Genomic DNA, 17,911 nt, shown 5'->3' on the forward strand with positions numbered 1-17,911 from the left:
GACGTGAAAGGTCCGAACCTTGCTTTTGTAGGCGGCTCCGTGATCGTTGCGATCATGGCAGTAGTTGTTTTTATTGGCGCCGCCAACGCTGGTGACTGCCCCCGCAGCAAATCAGCTGAAGCCACCTCAGTCGAGGCTCACCACAACGCCGAAGACAAGGCTGACGTTGAAGCCTGATCGGCTCCAAAACCTCAGCGAAGCGGGTCCATCTGCACTGGGGCGAAGGTCTGGAGCGTGCTAAACGCGTCACCGATGGTCTGTCCGACAAAGATTCCTCCGGTGAGCACCGCAGCGAAACAAGCCATCCCGAGGATGAGTCCAGCTGCAATGCGAGTGGAGCTCGTGGTTTCCGCTTTGGGTTGCTCAGTGCTGAAACCCATCTGAGTTGCTGCGACAAACCTGTTGTGGCTCAAACCGCTTACGGTTTCAACTGGGCACCAAATCACTGCAGTGCTTTGCAGTAAGCACTGTTCCCATGCGGTTCCCCACTGGGGTTTCGAGAAATGGTTTCAGGCTTGAAGCGATTTCTCTTATTGATGCAGCCAAACTGCGAGTTCAGCTTGATACAAATAAACGGTATCTGAACGAACCCTCATCAACAACCATCAAGCATCTTGGCGGTTTTCGTTTGTGAACCCTAGCGTCGTGCGGCATGAAAAGACTTGTGCCTCTCAAGACTTCTCCACTCTCAGGGCCCTTCCGTGTGACCAATCCCAAACCCAAACGGTGGAGAACCGCCATCAAAGCCCGAGAGAATCAGCTGCTGACTCTTGCCAAGGAAGCTTTGCAAGAGAAGAAAGAAAGAAGAGTGATTCATTTTCTGGACTATATCGATCAAGACATCGCTGCATAGCCAATAGTTCGTGCAACAAATTGAACATACCCGACTGAATTAGCCCCTATTGATTGGGCTGGGCCTCGGGAAGAATATTGCCCACCCAGAGCTGAGGGGAACACAAAAAGGCCCCTGAAGATCTCACCTCCAAGGGCCGGTGTCCCTCGTTTGACGACCAATTCACTTTCGTCCAGATGCCTGGTGCAAGGGAGTGGGAGAACCGTCGAAACAGGTCGTGGACACCGACCATGGTTTGGTCGGCAACAGGCAAAAAAAGGCGGCAGGGAATGCCGCCCATCAACAAGGGGACGAATCCGTCGAAGGTGCTGGCGTCCCAGCCACACCACCCTCTTCAATCAGTCGGCGGTGCCGTGGGCATCGTTTACGAACTGCCAAAAAAAAAAGGGGGGGGGTGTTCCCTAAGCACCCCCGCGTTCGACGCATCGCCCCTTCACCGAAGAAGCGCCCAAATGATGACGTGAGGTTCAGCGACTGGTCGTCGCCATCACGACAAAACAATGGGTGTGGTCAGCAACTCAAGAAAAAGACATGGTTACCTAGCCGCTACGGGTAGAAGCACTTGCCGGTGCTTTCTGGTGCCGACCGCTACGACAGCTCTGCTTCAACCCGAGGCATGACAGAAGCAGGCCACACCACAACCTTCATGGAGTTCGCACTGCTTGCGTTGTTTACCTGCTCGCTTGCTTCAGTGATCGCAACGGTTTTCCGCGGGACCTACTGATGAGGAGCATGTCCCGTCGGTTGGCCTGGGAGAACCGCTTCGCAAGCACCGTGCTTTGGTCGCTTTTTGCGGCTCTGATCTTCCAAGCACTGGCGAGTCAATAGACAAGTTCATCGTCACAAGTCAACAACCCCTCTTGCGACGGGGACAACTCACTGCTTGAACGACAACCGCCTTATGCAGACATGGCGTTCAGCTCTTGCCTGTTCTTCAGAACTTGAGCATTAATGTGCAGTAAAACATTGTCTGCTTCCTGGATAAATTTTTCCCGACACCATTCATCCGTAACCCTTCCAGCCGCATCCATTAGAGTAATGTATTGCTCTTCAAGCGTCACTTACTTTGTGCAGTTAATCAACGATGGCAGGGCTGACACTGGCTGCAGTAGTTGCTGATACCTGAAGCTCCACAACAAGCAAACCGCTCTCCTCACAACTGGACAGCAATAAAAAAGACCTCCGCCAAAGGCAGAGGCCTCAAAACAATCTCAGGGATGCGACCTTGTTTCCATCCCATGAGGTGTTTCCCTCACAACTTCATCGTGTCTAGAGGATGGGAAATGGGGAAGCAACCTATGGACAGCCTGTGGCTTGTCCCTCTGCCTGATCGCTCATCAGAAGGCGTTGGGGCAGACGACGGTGGGGCAGAAGACGGTGGGGCGGTATCCCTACGCCCTGATCCATGTTCAAGGCTTTTCGGACGAACCGTGAGTGATGCCCAAGAAAAAGTCCCGGTGTTCGATGCCGGGACCTCCGTCTCTCATGACGTACTCCAGTCCTAACAGAGCGACTAAGTATTTATGCGTACGGCTTACACGACCAGCGTGTAGCAGATGGCACGTCTCAGCCTGGTTCGACAGGGCTACGACTGGAGTGCCCCGGGACGGCCCGAACCACTCAGGGGCGGCGGAACCAACTTCGAGCGGTCACCTGACCGATGGTTTCGCCTGAAGAAGATCTGCGGCTCGCCTCAGTTCCGCCCAACGGCCCTGGCAAGTGCCTGCTCCATACGGACATACAAGGGAAGCAGCTTCGAGGGGACCTGCCTGAGGAACTCCCTTTCAGCCTTAACCGTGGCCAACGCATGGATCAATTGCCCCTTCTGGTCTTCGTAGGTGAAGACCTCAAGACCATCTGGTGAGACTTCAGCACCAACCTTGTTCCCGTCCCTGAGCAGAAATCGCGCCACGTTCATTAGAAGCTGGGGTTGATTGTCAGATGGTTTTTCTCTGGCAGAGCTGCTGTCTGCATTCCGAGACCTGATCTTCCCCGTCCCGTACCAACAGGGGCTTCAGCCCCTTGGAACGATGTGGGTGACGAAATTGGCGTTGACCCAGTTGATGACTCCGGTATCGACATCAGCCACCTGAAACAACGTCGGAGTCTTGGGATTCCTGGCACCACCATCGACCCAAATCACATCTGCCATGCGCCAGGCCCCATCCGTATCAGTGACGATCACGGTCATTCCCGATTTGACGCGCAGGAAGACCGGATCCGGCTTGGATGCCGAGATGCCGCTCGCATGATCAACCGCCATAACCCACGTATCAGTACAGCTGTACTAGCATAGAAGTTGTTCAACGGGCCAGCAACAAAATCTGAAGGCTCATTCAACGAGCTGGGTACGGTGCCGAACGCATTAAGGGTTCCGCGCTCGCCAGACTTCGGCTATGCCCAGGTATCACTCCACCAATCCCCCGCTGCAAAACGTGCGTTTTCAGTGCAACTGGCTGCTCAAGCAAAAGGCTGGGTTTACGAACCCATTTGGTGGGATCAATAAAGACTCCAGCCCATGCCGAATAAGGACCGCGCAACCAACCCCCCGCCGGTGAAGCCGGGCGGTGAGGGATGGGTATTGCTGCCTTCTTGCGCTCCTGGTCTCAGTCGATAGACAGGTTCATCTGCGCATGTGGCCGGGTGGATGACCCGGCTTTTTTATGCCTATTGGCCTTGTGGTGTTCAGAGGATTCCCAGAGGACCTTTCTTCTTCTTGCAGTACCCAGCACCGATGTTCACCCAGCCAGATAGGCATGCTTTGCCGTTGGTTGGGGCTACTTCGTAATAGATCGGAGATACGCACGTCGTCCCAAGGGTGTTCACGTAACCCAGAGGGCACTGGTCATGGCCTTCGGCCTTGGGGATCTCCTTCTGAGCCAAAGCAGGAACAGATGTGGAGGCAAGCAGCAGGCAGCTAGCGAGAAGAGCCTTCATCGCGATCAGAAGAGGAGAACGTCGCCACCTGGGTTTAGCCGATGTTTAGAGGCTTGCCTACTGCTCTCTAATCACAGGAGCCGCCAACGCCGATGACCGAGCGGCGGATGCTCCGGCACAATGCGGTCGAAGCCAGGACCACGATGCTGAAAACAGGATGACGTCGTTGCTCACCACCCGTCAGGTCACGCTGAACTGACTCCCCGTCCGCCAAGAAAGGGAGTCAGCTTTTCTGGACAGCGCCCAATGGTTAAAACGAAAAACCATTGGAGGGAAGGCCCATGCGACTGAACTTCCCGAGACATCATCGTCTCTACCAGGCGTTCAGTGCAGTTCCCATGAGGCAACAGCGGCGACCAAATGAGTCACTTAGAGGTTTCGGTAATTGGAAACGCTGATCTGACTCCTCGCATCGCGCTCGAGACAGAGGAGTCAGTGGTGCTATCAGCGCCCAATGGTCATTGGAGAAACCATTGGGCGGAAAGCCCTAACGGCAGAACTTCCAAAGACACCCTCACCCCGGGTGGGGGTGCAGACCCATTCGAATGACGCAATGACTGTGACCAAATGAGCAGCAACGAGGTTGCAACGCTGCCTCTCTCTCGTTGGGTGGAAGCTTGATAGGTGCGCTGTCGGCAACCAGTGCAGTGAGGGCGGATTTTGTTCTTACTTTTGTTCTAACTGCCTTTCACGGCCCAACAAGAAGAACCATGACCACCCCTAAGACCTACTGCACTGCAACAGATCAGAAGGAATAACCCAAAAGAAAACGCTGGTCTGACTCCCTGCATCGCCAGAAGGGAGTCAGTGCAGTGACCAGCGCCCAATGGTTAACGGAACAACCATTGGAAAGAAGGAGCCTTCGTCTGCGCCTTCCAGTTCCACCATGGCTTAGGTGAAAAAGACCAGGTAGCGCCAATGACACGTTGAGGCTGCACAAATGACTTACCACAATGTTGTGGCGCTGATCAAAGGGTTAGAGCAGCGCTATCTCGGCCTACTCGTCATCCATTGGCTTGGGTCAACACCACGCTGCTGCAACCAGGATCACCGGCCGAGGGGCATGACTTCAGATCCACCAAGCGATCTTCCTTTAGTCGCCAAGTAATACATGTCTTGATGAATATTGTCCGATTCATTACTGAACCAATTGGTCAACTCTGGCTGATCAATTTTTTTGGGGCCAAGGTCAATGAAAGAATACTCAAGCGTGATGAAGTCACCACCAACCGTGCGATAACCAAGCTCAAGAAGCATCTGGCCGCTTGCCGATGGGGCTTCAATCTGTGCTTGCGTTGCCTTGAGGCTGAGCTCCACCAACTTGCTCGCAACCGTGCCATCACCGGATGCATCCCTAATTCTGATCATTAATGCTGACCCCTTGCTCTGCCTCAGAAAGAGCTGAGTTTGCTTTCTCAGAAGCCATTGACATGCAATGGCATTGACCTGAAGCGAGGTCTTAAAAAACGAGAGGTCGTCCTGGAGATCCTGGGTATTTTTGTGCAGCTTGAGTAAACCGAGTTTCGAGAGCAGCCACTTCATCGCATCATTTTCAAACGAGACAGTGAATAGCCCATTTTTGGACTGGGGGGAAAGATTCTTTTTATCGCTTAACCCGAGCATCTGTTGTTACCAAGAAACTTGAGGGAATGACATTGTCGAAGTGTGAGCGTTGTTACGACCAAACGACAACGATGAAAGCCATGACAGGGGAAATTTGCCAGCACGCTCCATGGCTCAAGCAGATTTGATCGTGCAGACCCCACGCGGTTCATCCATCCAAAAAATCGAGACCAGCAAATTTCTGGTGTGCGACAGCGAGAATGTGTGCTTCTTCACGCGCAGCCTCTACCTCGCCGAGGAGCAGCTGGAGGAAATGGAGCTTGGCTACCGGTTTCCCTATTCAACCAATTTCCGCAAAGCACGCGCCTGACATGTGGAGCCATTTGAGTAGCGGATTTCGCTGAATCCACTGGCTCTAATGGCTTATGTGTATCGCGTCCTGGTCTCATGCACCTAGCCCGGGACGCGGACCCATGTCAGCGGCAACTGCTGGGTCCGTTTGTCTAGCGAATCCAGCCGTTCTCCCGAGGCCTATCGAGCATTTAAGTCGTCCGTATCAGTCGCGACCATTGCCTGGATCTACCGGAATTTTTGGCGGATCAGCACATCTTCAATAATTTCCAGACAAGCCTGCTGAATGGCCTCATCATTGAGCCCTCAGTCGCCCGCACACCAGATGTGGTGCTGAGCAGCACGGGGAGAGCGACCCTGGGGCTGGCAGACGAGTTTCCCCGTTGAGAGCGATCAACGGGGAAACTTCTCTGTGTCTTAAAGCTGTAGAAATTCAGTGCATCAGGCACAAATCAGTGTGACGCAGCGAACGTGTTTATGCGGATACTGCATCGCTCGGGGAGGACTCGCTTCTCCTCGCGGTTCCGTGGCTCCACATCGTTAAGTCGCAGCTTGGTTGCAGGTCAGCCATCGCGGCAGAGGGAGCTGCTCAAAACTCGGATCACATCGCTCACATCATTCGATTTCATGAGACCTTAATGAGCGGATTATGAAAGAAAAATAATTACCTATTTGCGATATTTAAAGCTTTGAAATCAAACAAACAAGCAAGCGCTTAAGTCGTTCCGTTATTTCAAGGAGGACAGTATGCACAGTCAGAAGAACTCCCCGGCCTGCTTTTTGCGCTGGTCTGTGAGCAAAGTTGCTGACAGGCTCTATGCGGTTGCGGCAACGGTTGACGGAAAGGACTACGACTTTGTCGGCAATTTCAAGAGCGTTCGAGAAGCGCAACAAGCAGGCCGCCGCTACGCCGAAGACCTGGTTCACAACTCGATGGCTGGTGGTCGCTTATCACTGAAGCAACAGCCTTTAACCGCTTGATCGTCTCCATTGGAACGAGACTTGAAGACAAGCACGGGTTCCCCTGGAGAGTGCACCTCCAGGGTTTTACAACCTGAATCCATGGAACACTTGGGCACCGCCTGAGAGCCCATGGCCAACTTCGACAACTCCACACCGTTCATGTTGCTGGCGCGAATCCACGTCAAGCCCGGTTGTGTTGACCAGTACCTGGAGCTGGCTCGCATCACCGACGAAGCCGTTCAGGCATCTGAGCCAGGCATGATTCACCACACCTTTGATCAGGACCCGGACGATCCCCACGCATTCGTGTGGTCAGAGGTCTACGCCAACGACGAGGCGTTCAGCGCCCATGTGTCCAACCCTCCCGTTCAGGAGTATCTGCAAAAGCATGCGGAGCTTGGCGATGGTTTCAGCGTTGAGGTCTACGGCACGGTCGGCGATGACTGCCGGCAGCTGATGGAGTCGTTTGGGCTTCCACTCAAGATCTTCGAAACCAAGCTCGGATACAGCAGGGTCTGAACAACCTGGCGGGAAACATCCCTCGAGTTGTGGCAATCACGCCTAAGAGGGGCTGTTCAGTTCCTCCTTGAGCTTGTCGAGACGGGTTTTGAGTTGCTCGGCGCGACGGGTTGTGGGTTTGTCGTCATGGCCCTTCAGCGCTGATTTGATCACTGCGATCTCCTTCTCAAGCTTCCGTCTCTTGGTGAAGGAAAGCGCTTCCTGAGCAAGACCGATCAGAAAATCACCCCGCGGGGCATAACAAGGAGCATCTTCAGCTGACTCGTTATGTGCGGGCCCGTCCTCAGGATCAATCATGATCCAAGGCTTTCTCGGCAACATCGGCCGCCACAAGAAACACATAGGAGAGTGCATTCATGTGACTGGCCATATCTTTGATCGATTCAATAATCTCCTTTCGCGACAAACCACTCTCCCGCTGAAGTCGAATGATCTCGTGCGTTAGACGGGTCACATGGTCGCGACCGTAGTTGTAAGCCGTCCCAAAACAATCGTCACTCTCCTCATCAGTCCTGCAGGCTGCGGCAAAGTCTGAGGCAATTTTCTGGGAAAAATCTTCAACCTGACGGCAGGGCATCGTTCTTTGGATTTGCCGAAATGTATGCGAGAAAAGAATGAAGCCCTAATAACTTTTTGAACTAATAAGTTGAATTTCGCATTCTTGCTTATCGATCAGCAAAGAAACTTCATGTTTTTTCTTGGAGAAACAAAAAATTGCTCAAAATCCTTTCCCAAGACCTCGATCGATGCATCGACCGATGCAAAGGTGTCTTGCCTTGGTTGGACTGTGGTCGCAAGCCAAGGCCACCAGAAGCTTCTCTCAAGCCTCTTTTTGACTGAGACGAGCTTCCTTTCCTCGAGGACAACAACTCATCCATCGATATTCCGTCGGACTCGTGAGCATCGTTTAGGCCTGGCCAGCGTCCTGCTCGATGTGCCTCACCGTTCAATAAGCGAATTCGCCATCGTGAAGCCGGGGCATCGCCTCGGCAGCAGATGCTTTGCAGAGCTGTCTTCTGTTTGCCGTCGCCCCACCCTTTGTCCCGTTACCGCGCCACCCACGAACCGCCGGAACAGCCAAGCGGAGAGGGCTGGCTGGTGAGCGCCGAGCAGTAGAAGGTGGTGCAGTTCAAGCCAGATGCATCCACCGCCCATGCTCAGTGGGTGGTGGTACGCAGCTACAGCTGGATTCCACCCAATCCACCGGTGCCCCAGACCCGGCGACGGATACTGCGGCACAACGCCATCGAAGCCTGGAACACGATGCTCAAAACAGGCTGGCGGCGCTGTTCACCTCCCGTGCGCTGATGAACCTCAGTGACGACTGCTGGACCCCTGACACCTCTTTCGCCAACGTGATCGAAGTTGCGATCAATCGATGACCAACGGATCCGGCACCTGGGCCAACAATCAGCCCCCAGCAGCAGCCGAAAAACTCTGGAGAGGCCTGGCTCTGGTGGGAGCCTTCCACATCGGAGGAATGCTGATCAACGTCATCTTCCAGATGTTGGGCAACAACAGCCTCGACGGAATTCCCGCCAAATTCCTAGGCCTCTAAGCCCATCAGCCAGAGCAAAGCGCTGGTGAGCCCCTGCTGCAGGCAGGGGCTTCTTATTGGCCAACTGAAACGCACCAAGTAGCGCAGGCGCCAAGACAATTGGGGCGAGACCCAGCCATCTCGCACTGAGCACAATTGCTCATTGTTAAGGGAGATTGCGCAGCATTAAGTTCTCCTAGCATGCACGAGTCGTTCCCGAGGAGTGGGCTCTTCGGGAACCTTTTTTTGTGTAAGTTCTGCTTAGGTGAGTGATGTATCCCGTAGGTGGGCCTGCGGATACATCTCCTCCTATTCGATGGCCGCTTCTCGCTAACAGCCGAGATGAGAAGAGCATGCGAGGGAACCTGCTTTATTCCCTCCAGCAGCGTTTGCAGTGGTGCTCACGCCGGCACGATCTTCGGCCATGCGGGAAAGATTCTTATTCAGCAGTAATGCCTATTCCACCTCCTGAGAATTCCCTGAGAAACGCTCCGATCGCACCTCGAACGGCCCTCTGCTGATCCACTCTTGAAGTGGAGGCTGTGGTGCCTTCAATGCGTCAAGCAAGAGCGGGCTGAGGGGCCGGCTCTTTTTTTTGGATCAGAAGGCCAGCAGTCCGCCTCACCAGCCACAAGACTGAAACCAGCTGATCCAAAGCTGTGCTCCCCCAGCTCAAAGCGTTGCTGCTGGCGCTGAGCCTTTGGAGCACCCTCCCAGCATCGGCAGCCCCGATCAGCCGCGACGATCCGGAATCCAGCGACACCAGCAGCAGAGGCATCTCCACCGCCCGCGGGTCCGCCGTTGTGGTCACTGCCAATCCCCTCGCCAGCACGGCAGCGCTGGCTGCGTTGAAGAACGGCGGCAGCGCCATCGATGCTCTGGTCACAGCCCAGGCGGTGCTGGCGGTGGTGGAACCCCAGAGCTCCGGCCTGGCGGGTGGTGGTTTTCTGCTCCACTGGGATGCCAAGCAACGCCAGCTTGAAGTGCTGGATGGCCGTGAAATTGCCCCCGAACGCAGCCGCCCGGGCGACCTGCTCGACGGCGCGGGGGATCCCCTCCCCTGGCGACAGGCCACCAGCCAAGCCAACGCCATCGGCATTCCCGGCACCGTGGCCCTGCTCTGGGAGGCCCATCAAAACCACGGCCGTTTGCCCTGGGCACAAGCCCTACAACCGGCGATCCGCCTGGCCAGCGATGGCTTTCTGCCAAGCCCGCGGCTGTTGCGCTCCATCCGCCTGGCCCAGCGTTTCGGCGTGGCCCACAGCCCTGAGTTTCAAGCGCTCTACCTGCCCGGCGGCCGGCCACCAGCAGCGGATCATCCCTTCCGCAACCCTTCCCTGGCACGCAGCCTGAGGCTGCTGGCCAGGGAAGGGGGCCCGGCCTTTTATCAAGGGCCTCTGGCGCAGCAGATCCTGGGCAGGGTCAACGCCCTGCAGGCCAGCGAGCCAAACTTCCGCGGCTGGAGCTCTGCCGATCTGAGCAGCTATGCCGTGGTCCGGCGCACCCCCCTCTGCAGCCAGCAGCTGCAGCACCGGATTTGCACGGTCCCGCCCCCCAGCAGCGGTGGCTTGGCGTTGCTGCAAACCCTGGCGCTGCTGAACCAGACCACCAACCTGAATAGCTCCAGCACAGGTGAGCCGCAGCTTTGGCGGCAGCTGGCCCGCGCCCAGGCCTGGGCCGATGCCGACCGGCTCTACTGGGTGCACGACCCCATCGATGGAGCAGTGCCCAGCGCAGCCCTGCTGGATCCGGCCTACATCGTTAGCCGGGCGACAGCCATGCAGGGCGCCAACGGCTCAAGGCCAACGCCGGGCTTGCCGCCAGGCATTGATCGTTATCCCTACGGACGGCCGGATCGGGGCATCGAACAGGGCACCAGCCAGATCACCATCGTGGATGCCAGCGGGAACATTGCCTCCTACACCTCTTCGGTGGAGACGATCTTCGGGAGTCGGCACCTTGTGGGAGGCATGGTGATGAACAATCAGCTCACCGATTTCGCCTTCAAGCCCAGCCTTGGCGGCAAACCGGTCGCCAACCGCCGGCTGCCCGGACGGCGGCCGATGTCGTCGATGGCGCCGACGCTGGTGTTCCGCAACGGTGAGCCGGTGCTGGCCCTTGGCAGCCCCGGCGGCCGCAGCATTCCCCATCTGCTCAGCCGGGTGCTCCTGGCATCCCTGATCTGGAACGAACCGCCGGCGCGGGCGGTAGGCCTTCCCCATCTTTCGCGCCGGGGCACAACGCTGGTGCTGGAAAGCGATCCGCCGCTGCCTTGGCCGTTTCCGCTGCAGCAGCTCAAAAGCGAAGCAAACTCCCGGCGTCAGAGCATCGGCAGCGGCACCGCTCTGATTCAAAAAATTGGTGCTGGCTGGCAGGGGGCCGCTGATCCGCGCCGCGAAGGAACGGCCTTGGCCCTGCCCTGATTCAGCCAACCGGCGATCAACCCTTAGAGCGCAGGTGCGTGAAGCTGGGAACGCCACTGCCCCAGGCACGGGTGATGGCCAGGATCAACGCCCCGATCAGAGCCAGGTTCATCGCAAAGCCGCTGTCCGCCGGGAAGGTGTGGAAGATCAGCGTGGTTGGCACCAGGAACAGCAGCAGCAACGAGGCCCCCAGCACCGTGTTGCTGCCGAACACCAGCAGGATCGATCCGGCGATCAGCACCACAATCGCCGCCACCAACAACACAGAAGCGAGGGGTTCGGGGATGCCCTTGGAGGCGATGAAGCCTGCGGTTTCAGCAAAGTTGGTGAACTTGGCCGGCAGGGCATTCACAAACACGGCCGCCATCAGCACCCGGCCAAGGAAATCGAACAGCTTCGAAGCAGTCATGGGGATCAATAGCCCGCAGGCAGAGGAGTCGTGACGAGCACCCTAGAGAGCAACTGTTCAGCAAGAACAGTCTTGCGCCAGCAGAGGATGGGCTGATTCAGGGATGGAGATCAGCCGTCAAAGGCGGTAAGACGGAGTTCAGCAGGGTCGGGATGGGCCGAGCTCAATGCTGGAGATCAGACCCTTCACCCCCGCCGAACTCGACGTGGTCACGGCCCTGGCCCGTGAGCAGGATTTCGCTCCAGGAATCGGCGACATCGAGATCTACGCCAACACCGATCGCCAGGGGGTCTGGCTCGCTTGGCAGGACAACACACCGGTGGGCTGCATCGCGGCGGTCACCTACAACCCCGACTACGCCTTCATCGGGCTGTTCGTGGTGAAGCCGGAGCATCGGGGCCACGGGATCGGCCGTCGGCTCTGGCAGCACGCTTTGAAAACCCTGAGCAGCGTGCAGTGCATCGGCCTGGAGGCCGCTGTGCAGATGGTGGGCTTCTACGAACGCGCTGGATTTCAGAAGGACTGCATCACCACCCGCCGGCAGATGCTGTTCCGCAGCGAGGCATCACTGGACCCAAGCCCCAGCCATCGCAGCGACGTTGCCGTCGTGCCCTTGCACGAGGTGTCGCTGGAGGCGATTCAGCGCTACGACGAACGCCATGAGATCAGCCCAAGGCCCCACTTCCTTGAGCTGTGGCTCCGCCACAGAGCTGGAGATGTGTTCGCGGCGAGGGATGCCGAGGGCGAATGCCATGGCTACGTGCGCATTCGGCCTTGCCTGCTGCCGATCGGCGAGGGCTGGCGGGTGGGCCCCTGGCTCGCCGAAGACCCCGGCATGGCCTCGCTGTTGCTGAACAACGCCCTGGACCACCACAACGGTGTCGTCCTGATCGACACCCCCGGCCACAACCCGAGCGCCAAAACCATCCTCAGCGCCAGGGGCTTCAAACCGATGACGTCAACGGTGCGGATGTACAAGGGCGTGATCCCCAGGGGGCACGACCGCAACATTTACGGCCTGGCCTGCCTCGAGCTGGGTTGATCGCTGAACGATCACTCCACCAGGAATTCGCTGCGCAAAGCCCGCGCATCCTGAATCCGCTGCCCCACAGCGAGCTTGCGGAGGCGGGTGTTCAGCCAGGCGCGCAGTCGGGTGGACGACACCGACTTATTCAGCAGACCGTCCGAAGGCTCAGGCGTGCCGAAGGGAATGGTCATCAACCACGCGCGGTGGTTCAGGCTAATCAGATCGCAGCCACGCCAGCCCCACTTTCAGCCGGTTCTGGCCTGAAAGGCAATGCGTGTTCGTGCTGATTGCCAGGGCCTGGCCCAGCCCCAAGACTGTGTGCATCGAGATCGGAGGCGTCCATGCGAGACGACGGTCCAACCGAGCAGACGTCAGAAGCAAGCTGACTTTCAGGCCCCTGCTCCAACAGTTTTCACACCTCTTGTTGGGTGCGCCCTTCGACAGGCCTTGTGCGAAAGGCCAGGCCGATCGGCACTCCATCTGCACCGTGCCAGGTGCCCTAAGGAGCTCCCATCACCCGACCCCTTGGAACATGGCCCCAGGCGCCATAAGCCAGACGCTTCGACCTTCCTTCAGCCACATCTGATGGATTGCGTCATGCACAAACGAGCGAGTTAGGCCGCCTGTTCACCGGAACGGGACGGCCACACCAACCCTGAACAGCACCGTTCAGACACAGACCCCCGGCCCCTCCGTCACAGGGACCGGGGGTCTGCTACTGATTCAGGCCTTGCGCTTTTGATCGGCCTGCCGCAGTTGCTCACGAAGGATGATCGGATCATCACAGTGGGATCTGCGGTAGAGCGCTTTGATCTTGCGTGACTCCTCATCGAGCAACTCCAGCTCAACCGCGTCTGCCATTCCCACGGTGAAGTCTTCGATCTGGCGGTCTTCAAACTGATTCTCAAGAGCCATCAAGTCCTTCAACGAATCACTCATATACAGACAACTCGACGCCATCAATTTGAGGTTTTCCCGGATCTTGATGTCGGCCTGCTCGCGAACATCCCGCGCCTTTTCCAGCGTGGCAATCAGATCACCACTGGCCGCCTCCTCAATCGTTGCCGCAGACACCGTTGAGGTTGTTGCACACACGGGCACCAGCACCAGCAACAACGCCAGAACGGATTGCAGAACCTTCATCGGACCCCCAGAAGACAAGCCACGTTAAGGGGAGTCATCAGACGACGTCCCCTCAGATGAGGGAGACATCGTTTTGGATCACCACTCCACAACCCCTCAAGTGGGTGATGTGTGGATCTCAGGTTTTGCCGATGCTGTTGGAACACGAGTCGAGGAGCACCGAAAACCATGACCAACACAACCTCGAAAGCTCAATTGCTCGATCTGCTGATCGAACCGCTGAAAGGATGCAAAGGGCTTTATGCCCATCGGCAGAACCTGATGCAACGGGTGATGCGCATGCCCGATCTGGAAGTGCGCGATCACCTCGATCGGCTCAAGGCCAGCCATTTCCCAGGCACCTGAACCATCAAGAACCAAAGGGCTCAATCCTTAAGGAATGCTGAGAGACGCAAAGAAAACCAAATCCGTATCGGTTGTCGCAGTTCGGTCTAAACACGAATCCGTAGGACGGCTGCAGTTTCAAGCGTGATCCAATGGCCGAAACCCTGCATCTGCCCTACTCCGTTCAAGGGAATGGAACCGTGGAATCGATCGGCAATCACCTGTATCGGGTCTGCGGACCAGCCGGATGCACCGTTGTGATGGGGCTCAGCAACGCCCTTTATCTGAGTCGCAACGTGCCTGAAGTGGAACACAACATCCACTCACATCGATGACAAAAAAAATCGCCCCATCCATGGAGCGAATCATCAAGCCGGAGCAATCCCCATCACCCGGCTCATAGCACCAGATCTTGATGCGTTGGCTCGATAATACTCATCCAGCCCCAGATCTAGGGGGAGCACGATTACTTATGCAAAGCCCCTTGATCACACATCAACGCTGCATATGGTGGCCTAGCTCGTTATATTGAGAGGCCCCATCACCCGGCCCGCCTCCTCGGCGGGCTTTTTTGTGGCAAAACCCCAGATGTAGCGCCAAGGGCAACAGGCAACACTTTGCATGGGTGGTCACAAAAAAGGGAGGGTTCCCTAATCCCTCCCCTGTTCGACGCAGTTTCCCCCTGTTCTGAGCTGGGGGTTACCAGGTCATTCTGTATCCCAACGAACCAATCAGCATCGGTGATTGCACCTAGCGAAAAGTCGCATCAGCGATCAAGCAGACCAGCGTCGATCTCGGCGTTGGGATTGAGCTTGATCAGCATCCACAGCAACATGGCCGAGCAATCGCGATCACTCACGCCGTAGTCATATTTCCAATCAGCCACTATCCCCTTGAGCTCATGTTGAGCATGGGTGATGAACTCATCGTTCCATTCCTGCACCAATTGATTCAGTCCTCTTCGAGATCCTCTTCTGTGACATAGAAGGGTTCGTCAGAACCGGGCTGATCGTTCTCCAGCACGAGCACCTTGAGCGAATCATCGCTCTCAAACACAAACAGCCCATCCTCATCGGGATGCACGCCCTTCATTTCAGGATGCTGATTGACGAGGCGCTTGAGGCGGCGCTGCTCCTTCCAGAACTTGGTTGCCTTTTCAACCAGATAAACCATCAGAGCCAAGTTCACCAGCACGAGGGCGAGGAACTCCAAGGCCTGCATAGATCAAAACCGGGTTCTGACGACCCTAGCGACAGAAGCAGAGAGCGCCATAGCAAGCGATACCAAGCAACCAAAGGCATGAAGAGAACGGGACAGGGCGGCGGTGGCGGCTCATAATGAGAATGATTCTCGAATCTCGAGGAGGTTGCGATGGGCCAGGTGTGCCTGATTTCAGGCCCTCCGGGGTGCGGGAAAACAACCTGGGCGCTCCAAAGGCTTCAGCAGCATCAAGGCCCCTGCGCCTACCTGCGGCTGGAGGGAGAGAAGGCAGCGGGGCTTGAACAAGGGGAAGACAGCGGAATCGACCTGACCTGGCTCAAGGACCAGGTGCCCAGGCTTGAGGAACCGGCAACAGCCAACGCAACGGATCTGAAGCAAGACAACGATGGGCTGACCCTGATCGAAGTGCAGCAGTTCCATCCCCCCAGCAAGGAAGGAGTTGAAGGGCTCGGAGACGACGTTCGCTCCAAGCTGGAGGCCTTGCAGCTGCACCCCGACCAACTCCTGCACTTCGGGCGAGACCCTGAATTGCCTGCAAAGGACACCCTGGAGTTCAGCAAGCTCGAGGCCTGGCACACCTCTCTTTCGGGTTGTGTTTGGGATCCCAACAGCCTGAGCAGCTTTTGGTTTGAACTCGTCAACGGTGCCTACGGCGATGTATACCGCGCCAAAGGCCTGATGAATCTTCCTGACGGGCGGGCATTTTTCTGCAATTGGATGGTGAGTCAGGAGTCATCCCAGTTCCTGCCCCTGGACGCCACGGCACCGCCGCAGGGTCGCCCACGTCGAACCTCAGAGCTCGTTGTTCAGGGCAAGGCTCTTAACCCTGGAGGCATTCAATCCACCATCAACGACTGTCTGCTCGCGGATGACGTGCTCGCCATGCAGCAACAACAGCCCCAGCAACAACAACCCACATCGCAAGGCTGATTGACATGAACCATGCCGTCATCTCCTGTTTGCACGCCAACCTTGCCGCCGTGGAGGCGGTGCTCGACGACATCGACTCGCAGGGCATCCAAACCATCACCTGCCTTGGCGACCTTGTGGGCTACGGACCCCAGCCCAACGAAGTGGTGGAACTGGTGCGTCAGCGCAAGATTCCCACCTGCCAGGGGTGCTGGGACGAGGACATCATTGACGGTCTGAATGCCTGTGAATGCAGCTATCCCTCCCAGCTGGCGGAACGACGAGGCCATCGCGCCCATCACTGGACAGCCGATCTGCTGACGGAGGAGAACAAGGCCTTTCTGGCTGAACTTCCGATGACACTGCGGCGCGACAAACTGCTGTTTGTACATGGCAGTCCGAACAGTCAGCACGAATATCTGTTGCCTGACATGAACGCTTTTGCGGCCCTTGAACGGGTGGAAACAGCAGGAGCGGAAACCTTGTTCTGCGGCCACACCCACCAGCCCTATGTGCGCGAACTACGGCAGGGGTCCATTCGGGTGAAGGTGCAACAACGCGATCAAGGCGCACCAACAGAACAAGAGCTGGAACTGCCGATGCGGCGGATCGTTAACGCTGGTTCCGTTGGGGAACCGCGTCATGGCAGCACCAAGGCCACCTACGTGATCCATAACGACAACACCGGAGAGGTGACGATTCGAGAAGTCGACTACGACGTCGCCAAAACCTGTCGAGAGATCGTTGATGCGGGCTTACCGGAGGTGTTTGCCTGGAGGCTCAGCCATGGCTTCGAATACGCAGAGCGAGCTGAAGACGCAAGCCACGTGTGTGAGCGCTGATGGAACGCTGGGCCCTGGTGAGTGGTCTCCAAGGAGACCTGGATCTGTACGAGCAGATTCAGAAGGATCTGAAGCAACAGCGGGGTGTTGCCAATCTCTTCGTTCTCGGTGATCTGATCGGATCACAACGCCAGTGCAATACACTGCTCGAGCGTCTGAGGAAGCCGAAGCGCGCTGATCTTCAGCCCGACTGCATTTATGGCTGGTGGGAAGAGCAGCTTTTGGCGGAGTGTGGCTACCGCGGCGAACGCAAGGCTGAAGGGCTCAGAGCAGAGCAAGGCGAAGCGGCGGTCGGAGAACTTCTCGCTGCGGTAGACGCCGACCATCTCGACTGGCTGGCATCGCTGCAGTTCGGCTTCATCGAACTCGACTGCGCGTTGATTCATGGCAGCTCCGCTGACGTCGGCGACCGGCTGACGGAAGACACTTCAGCCTTGGTGCTGCTGGATCGGCTGACTCGGCTGGATGTGAACCGACTGTTCACGGCGCGATGTCGGCGTCAGTTCCGACTGGAGCTTTCCGGTGGATCCATCCAATCCCACGTCAAAGACCATGCCGGTGAACAACAGAGCGAACAGGCTGTGCCCAAACGAAGCGTGATCGGCATTGGCGGAGGGAGGCATTACACCCTCTACGACCCCGCCACAGATCACATCGAATTTCGAATTGCGGGGGAACCTTCCAACGCTTCAGGGCGGGGCTTTGGCTGACTGCCACGTCTCGAGATGTTCTGTCGCAACAACTGCTGAGTGAGTTGCTCGCCTGATCACAAGAACGTCGTTTCACAACCATTGATCCCAAAGATCACCTCTATTTTTCTGACCCAATGACCACTGCACCAGCCACCGCCAACGTCCCCGTCACCATTCTCAGCGGCTTCCTCGGAGCGG

At 57.0% G+C, this 17,911-nt stretch carries 24 protein-coding genes; 13 read left to right on the top strand and 11 right to left on the bottom strand.

All coding sequences use genetic code 11. From position 1 onward, the window contains the following. Positions 1 to 3 precede the first annotated feature (3 nt). Positions 4 to 177, top strand: coding sequence for a hypothetical protein (locus DXY35_RS12940; protein ID WP_170950568.1), 174 nt, complete (start codon positions 4 to 6; stop codon positions 175 to 177). Positions 178 to 191: 14 nt separating this feature from the next. Here DXY35_RS12940 and DXY35_RS11775 read toward each other — a convergent pair whose 3' ends face one another. From DXY35_RS11775 to DXY35_RS11795, 4 genes are all read right to left on the bottom strand, one after another. Then, on the bottom strand, positions 192 to 380 hold the full coding sequence (locus tag DXY35_RS11775; RefSeq protein WP_115082430.1) for a hypothetical protein: 189 nt from the start codon (positions 378 to 380) through the stop codon (positions 192 to 194). A 2,487-nt stretch (positions 381 to 2,867) separates the two neighbouring features. Next, entirely contained in the window at positions 2,868 to 3,116 is a 249-nt protein-coding gene (locus tag DXY35_RS11785) for a DUF3104 domain-containing protein (protein WP_115082432.1), read from the bottom strand. A 422-nt stretch (positions 3,117 to 3,538) separates the two neighbouring features. Further along, positions 3,539 to 3,790 (bottom strand): hypothetical protein, encoded by a 252-nt coding sequence (locus DXY35_RS11790; protein WP_115082433.1) that lies wholly within the window; start codon positions 3,788 to 3,790, stop codon positions 3,539 to 3,541. A gap of 1,047 nt (positions 3,791 to 4,837) precedes the next feature. Beyond that, complete coding sequence (locus DXY35_RS11795; protein WP_115082434.1) at positions 4,838 to 5,413, bottom strand: hypothetical protein; 576 nt, start codon at positions 5,411 to 5,413, stop codon at positions 4,838 to 4,840. 109 nt (positions 5,414 to 5,522) lie between these two features. Here DXY35_RS11795 and DXY35_RS11800 point away from each other — a divergent pair, with 109 nt between their 5' ends. The 3 genes from DXY35_RS11800 to DXY35_RS11810 all read left to right on the top strand — a co-directional run bounded on the left by DXY35_RS11800 (position 5,523) and on the right by DXY35_RS11810 (position 7,186). Next, positions 5,523 to 5,723, top strand: a complete 201-nt coding sequence (locus DXY35_RS11800) for a hypothetical protein (RefSeq protein ID WP_115082435.1) — start codon at positions 5,523 to 5,525, stop codon at positions 5,721 to 5,723. Between the two features lie 773 nt (positions 5,724 to 6,496). Then, positions 6,497 to 6,685: a hypothetical protein gene (locus DXY35_RS11805; RefSeq protein ID WP_115082514.1), complete on the top strand. Its 189-nt coding sequence runs from the start codon at positions 6,497 to 6,499 to the stop codon at positions 6,683 to 6,685. Positions 6,686 to 6,796: 111 nt separating this feature from the next. Continuing rightward, a complete protein-coding gene (locus DXY35_RS11810; protein WP_115082436.1) occupies positions 6,797 to 7,186 on the top strand; it encodes a putative quinol monooxygenase in 390 nt (129 codons plus the stop codon). Between the two features lie 42 nt (positions 7,187 to 7,228). Here DXY35_RS11810 and DXY35_RS11815 read toward each other — a convergent pair whose 3' ends face one another. Further along, positions 7,229 to 7,483 carry a hypothetical protein gene (locus tag DXY35_RS11815; protein ID WP_115082437.1) on the bottom strand — a complete coding sequence of 85 codons (255 nt, stop codon included), beginning with the start codon at positions 7,481 to 7,483 and terminating at the stop codon, positions 7,229 to 7,231. After that, positions 7,476 to 7,763, bottom strand: a complete 288-nt coding sequence (locus DXY35_RS11820) for a hypothetical protein (protein ID WP_115082438.1) — start codon at positions 7,761 to 7,763, stop codon at positions 7,476 to 7,478. Before DXY35_RS11820 ends, DXY35_RS11815 begins: the two co-directional genes overlap by 8 nt. A 545-nt stretch (positions 7,764 to 8,308) precedes the next feature. Here DXY35_RS11820 and DXY35_RS13310 point away from each other — a divergent pair. The 3 genes from DXY35_RS13310 to DXY35_RS11835 all read left to right on the top strand — a co-directional run bounded on the left by DXY35_RS13310 (position 8,309) and on the right by DXY35_RS11835 (position 11,146). Next, positions 8,309 to 8,494: a DUF1651 domain-containing protein gene (locus DXY35_RS13310; RefSeq protein WP_371681783.1), complete on the top strand. Its 186-nt coding sequence runs from the start codon at positions 8,309 to 8,311 to the stop codon at positions 8,492 to 8,494. Positions 8,495 to 8,564: 70 nt separating this feature from the next. Then, on the top strand, positions 8,565 to 8,744 hold the full coding sequence (locus DXY35_RS11830) for a hypothetical protein (RefSeq protein WP_041434861.1): 180 nt from the start codon (positions 8,565 to 8,567) through the stop codon (positions 8,742 to 8,744). A 638-nt stretch (positions 8,745 to 9,382) separates the two neighbouring features. After that, positions 9,383 to 11,146, top strand: a complete 1,764-nt coding sequence (locus DXY35_RS11835; RefSeq protein ID WP_115082439.1) for a gamma-glutamyltransferase family protein — start codon at positions 9,383 to 9,385, stop codon at positions 11,144 to 11,146. Between the two features lie 16 nt (positions 11,147 to 11,162). On the opposite strand, the gene DXY35_RS11840 is transcribed toward DXY35_RS11835, so the two are convergent. Then, the gene (locus DXY35_RS11840) at positions 11,163 to 11,555 is read right to left on the bottom strand and encodes a DoxX family protein (protein WP_115082440.1); all 393 of its coding nucleotides are present in this window, start codon (positions 11,553 to 11,555) and stop codon (positions 11,163 to 11,165) included. Between the two features lie 166 nt (positions 11,556 to 11,721). Here DXY35_RS11840 and DXY35_RS11845 point away from each other — a divergent pair, with 166 nt between their 5' ends. Next, on the top strand, positions 11,722 to 12,597 hold the full coding sequence (locus DXY35_RS11845) for a GNAT family N-acetyltransferase (protein WP_115082441.1): 876 nt from the start codon (positions 11,722 to 11,724) through the stop codon (positions 12,595 to 12,597). An 11-nt stretch (positions 12,598 to 12,608) separates the two neighbouring features. On the opposite strand, the gene DXY35_RS12945 is transcribed toward DXY35_RS11845, so the two are convergent. Further along, complete coding sequence (locus DXY35_RS12945; RefSeq protein WP_170950627.1) at positions 12,609 to 12,773, bottom strand: hypothetical protein; 165 nt, start codon at positions 12,771 to 12,773, stop codon at positions 12,609 to 12,611. Between the two features lie 532 nt (positions 12,774 to 13,305). Continuing rightward, a complete protein-coding gene (locus DXY35_RS11850; RefSeq protein ID WP_115082442.1) occupies positions 13,306 to 13,725 on the bottom strand; it encodes a hypothetical protein in 420 nt (139 codons plus the stop codon). A 168-nt stretch (positions 13,726 to 13,893) separates the two neighbouring features. Between DXY35_RS11850 and DXY35_RS12950 the strand changes: the two genes are divergently transcribed. Both DXY35_RS12950 and DXY35_RS11855 read left to right on the top strand, forming a co-directional pair. Beyond that, the gene (locus tag DXY35_RS12950; protein ID WP_170950628.1) at positions 13,894 to 14,070 is read left to right on the top strand and encodes a hypothetical protein; all 177 of its coding nucleotides are present in this window, start codon (positions 13,894 to 13,896) and stop codon (positions 14,068 to 14,070) included. Between the two features lie 131 nt (positions 14,071 to 14,201). Next, entirely contained in the window at positions 14,202 to 14,384 is a 183-nt protein-coding gene (locus tag DXY35_RS11855) for a hypothetical protein (RefSeq protein WP_115082443.1), read from the top strand. Between the two features lie 431 nt (positions 14,385 to 14,815). Here DXY35_RS11855 and DXY35_RS11860 read toward each other — a convergent pair whose 3' ends face one another. Both DXY35_RS11860 and DXY35_RS11865 read right to left on the bottom strand, forming a co-directional pair. Continuing rightward, on the bottom strand, positions 14,816 to 14,992 hold the full coding sequence (locus DXY35_RS11860) for a hypothetical protein (RefSeq protein ID WP_244273147.1): 177 nt from the start codon (positions 14,990 to 14,992) through the stop codon (positions 14,816 to 14,818). 8 nt (positions 14,993 to 15,000) lie between these two features. Next, entirely contained in the window at positions 15,001 to 15,270 is a 270-nt protein-coding gene (locus DXY35_RS11865) for a hypothetical protein (protein WP_115082445.1), read from the bottom strand. A gap of 150 nt (positions 15,271 to 15,420) precedes the next feature. Here DXY35_RS11865 and DXY35_RS11870 point away from each other — a divergent pair, with 150 nt between their 5' ends. From DXY35_RS11870 to DXY35_RS11880, 3 genes are read left to right on the top strand one after another with little or no spacing between them, the layout of a single operon-like run. Then, complete coding sequence (locus DXY35_RS11870) at positions 15,421 to 16,200, top strand: GTP-binding protein (RefSeq protein WP_115082446.1); 780 nt, start codon at positions 15,421 to 15,423, stop codon at positions 16,198 to 16,200. Between the two features lie 5 nt (positions 16,201 to 16,205). Continuing rightward, positions 16,206 to 17,021 carry a metallophosphoesterase gene (locus tag DXY35_RS11875; protein WP_115082447.1) on the top strand — a complete coding sequence of 272 codons (816 nt, stop codon included), beginning with the start codon at positions 16,206 to 16,208 and terminating at the stop codon, positions 17,019 to 17,021. Beyond that, positions 17,021 to 17,731, top strand: a complete 711-nt coding sequence (locus tag DXY35_RS11880) for a phosphoesterase (protein ID WP_115082448.1) — start codon at positions 17,021 to 17,023, stop codon at positions 17,729 to 17,731. Before DXY35_RS11875 ends, DXY35_RS11880 begins: the two co-directional genes overlap by 1 nt. The last annotated feature ends 180 nt before the right edge of the window (positions 17,732 to 17,911 follow it).

The organism is Synechococcus sp. N32, assembly GCF_900473895.1.
GTDB lineage: Bacteria > Cyanobacteriota > Cyanobacteriia > PCC-6307 > Cyanobiaceae > Parasynechococcus.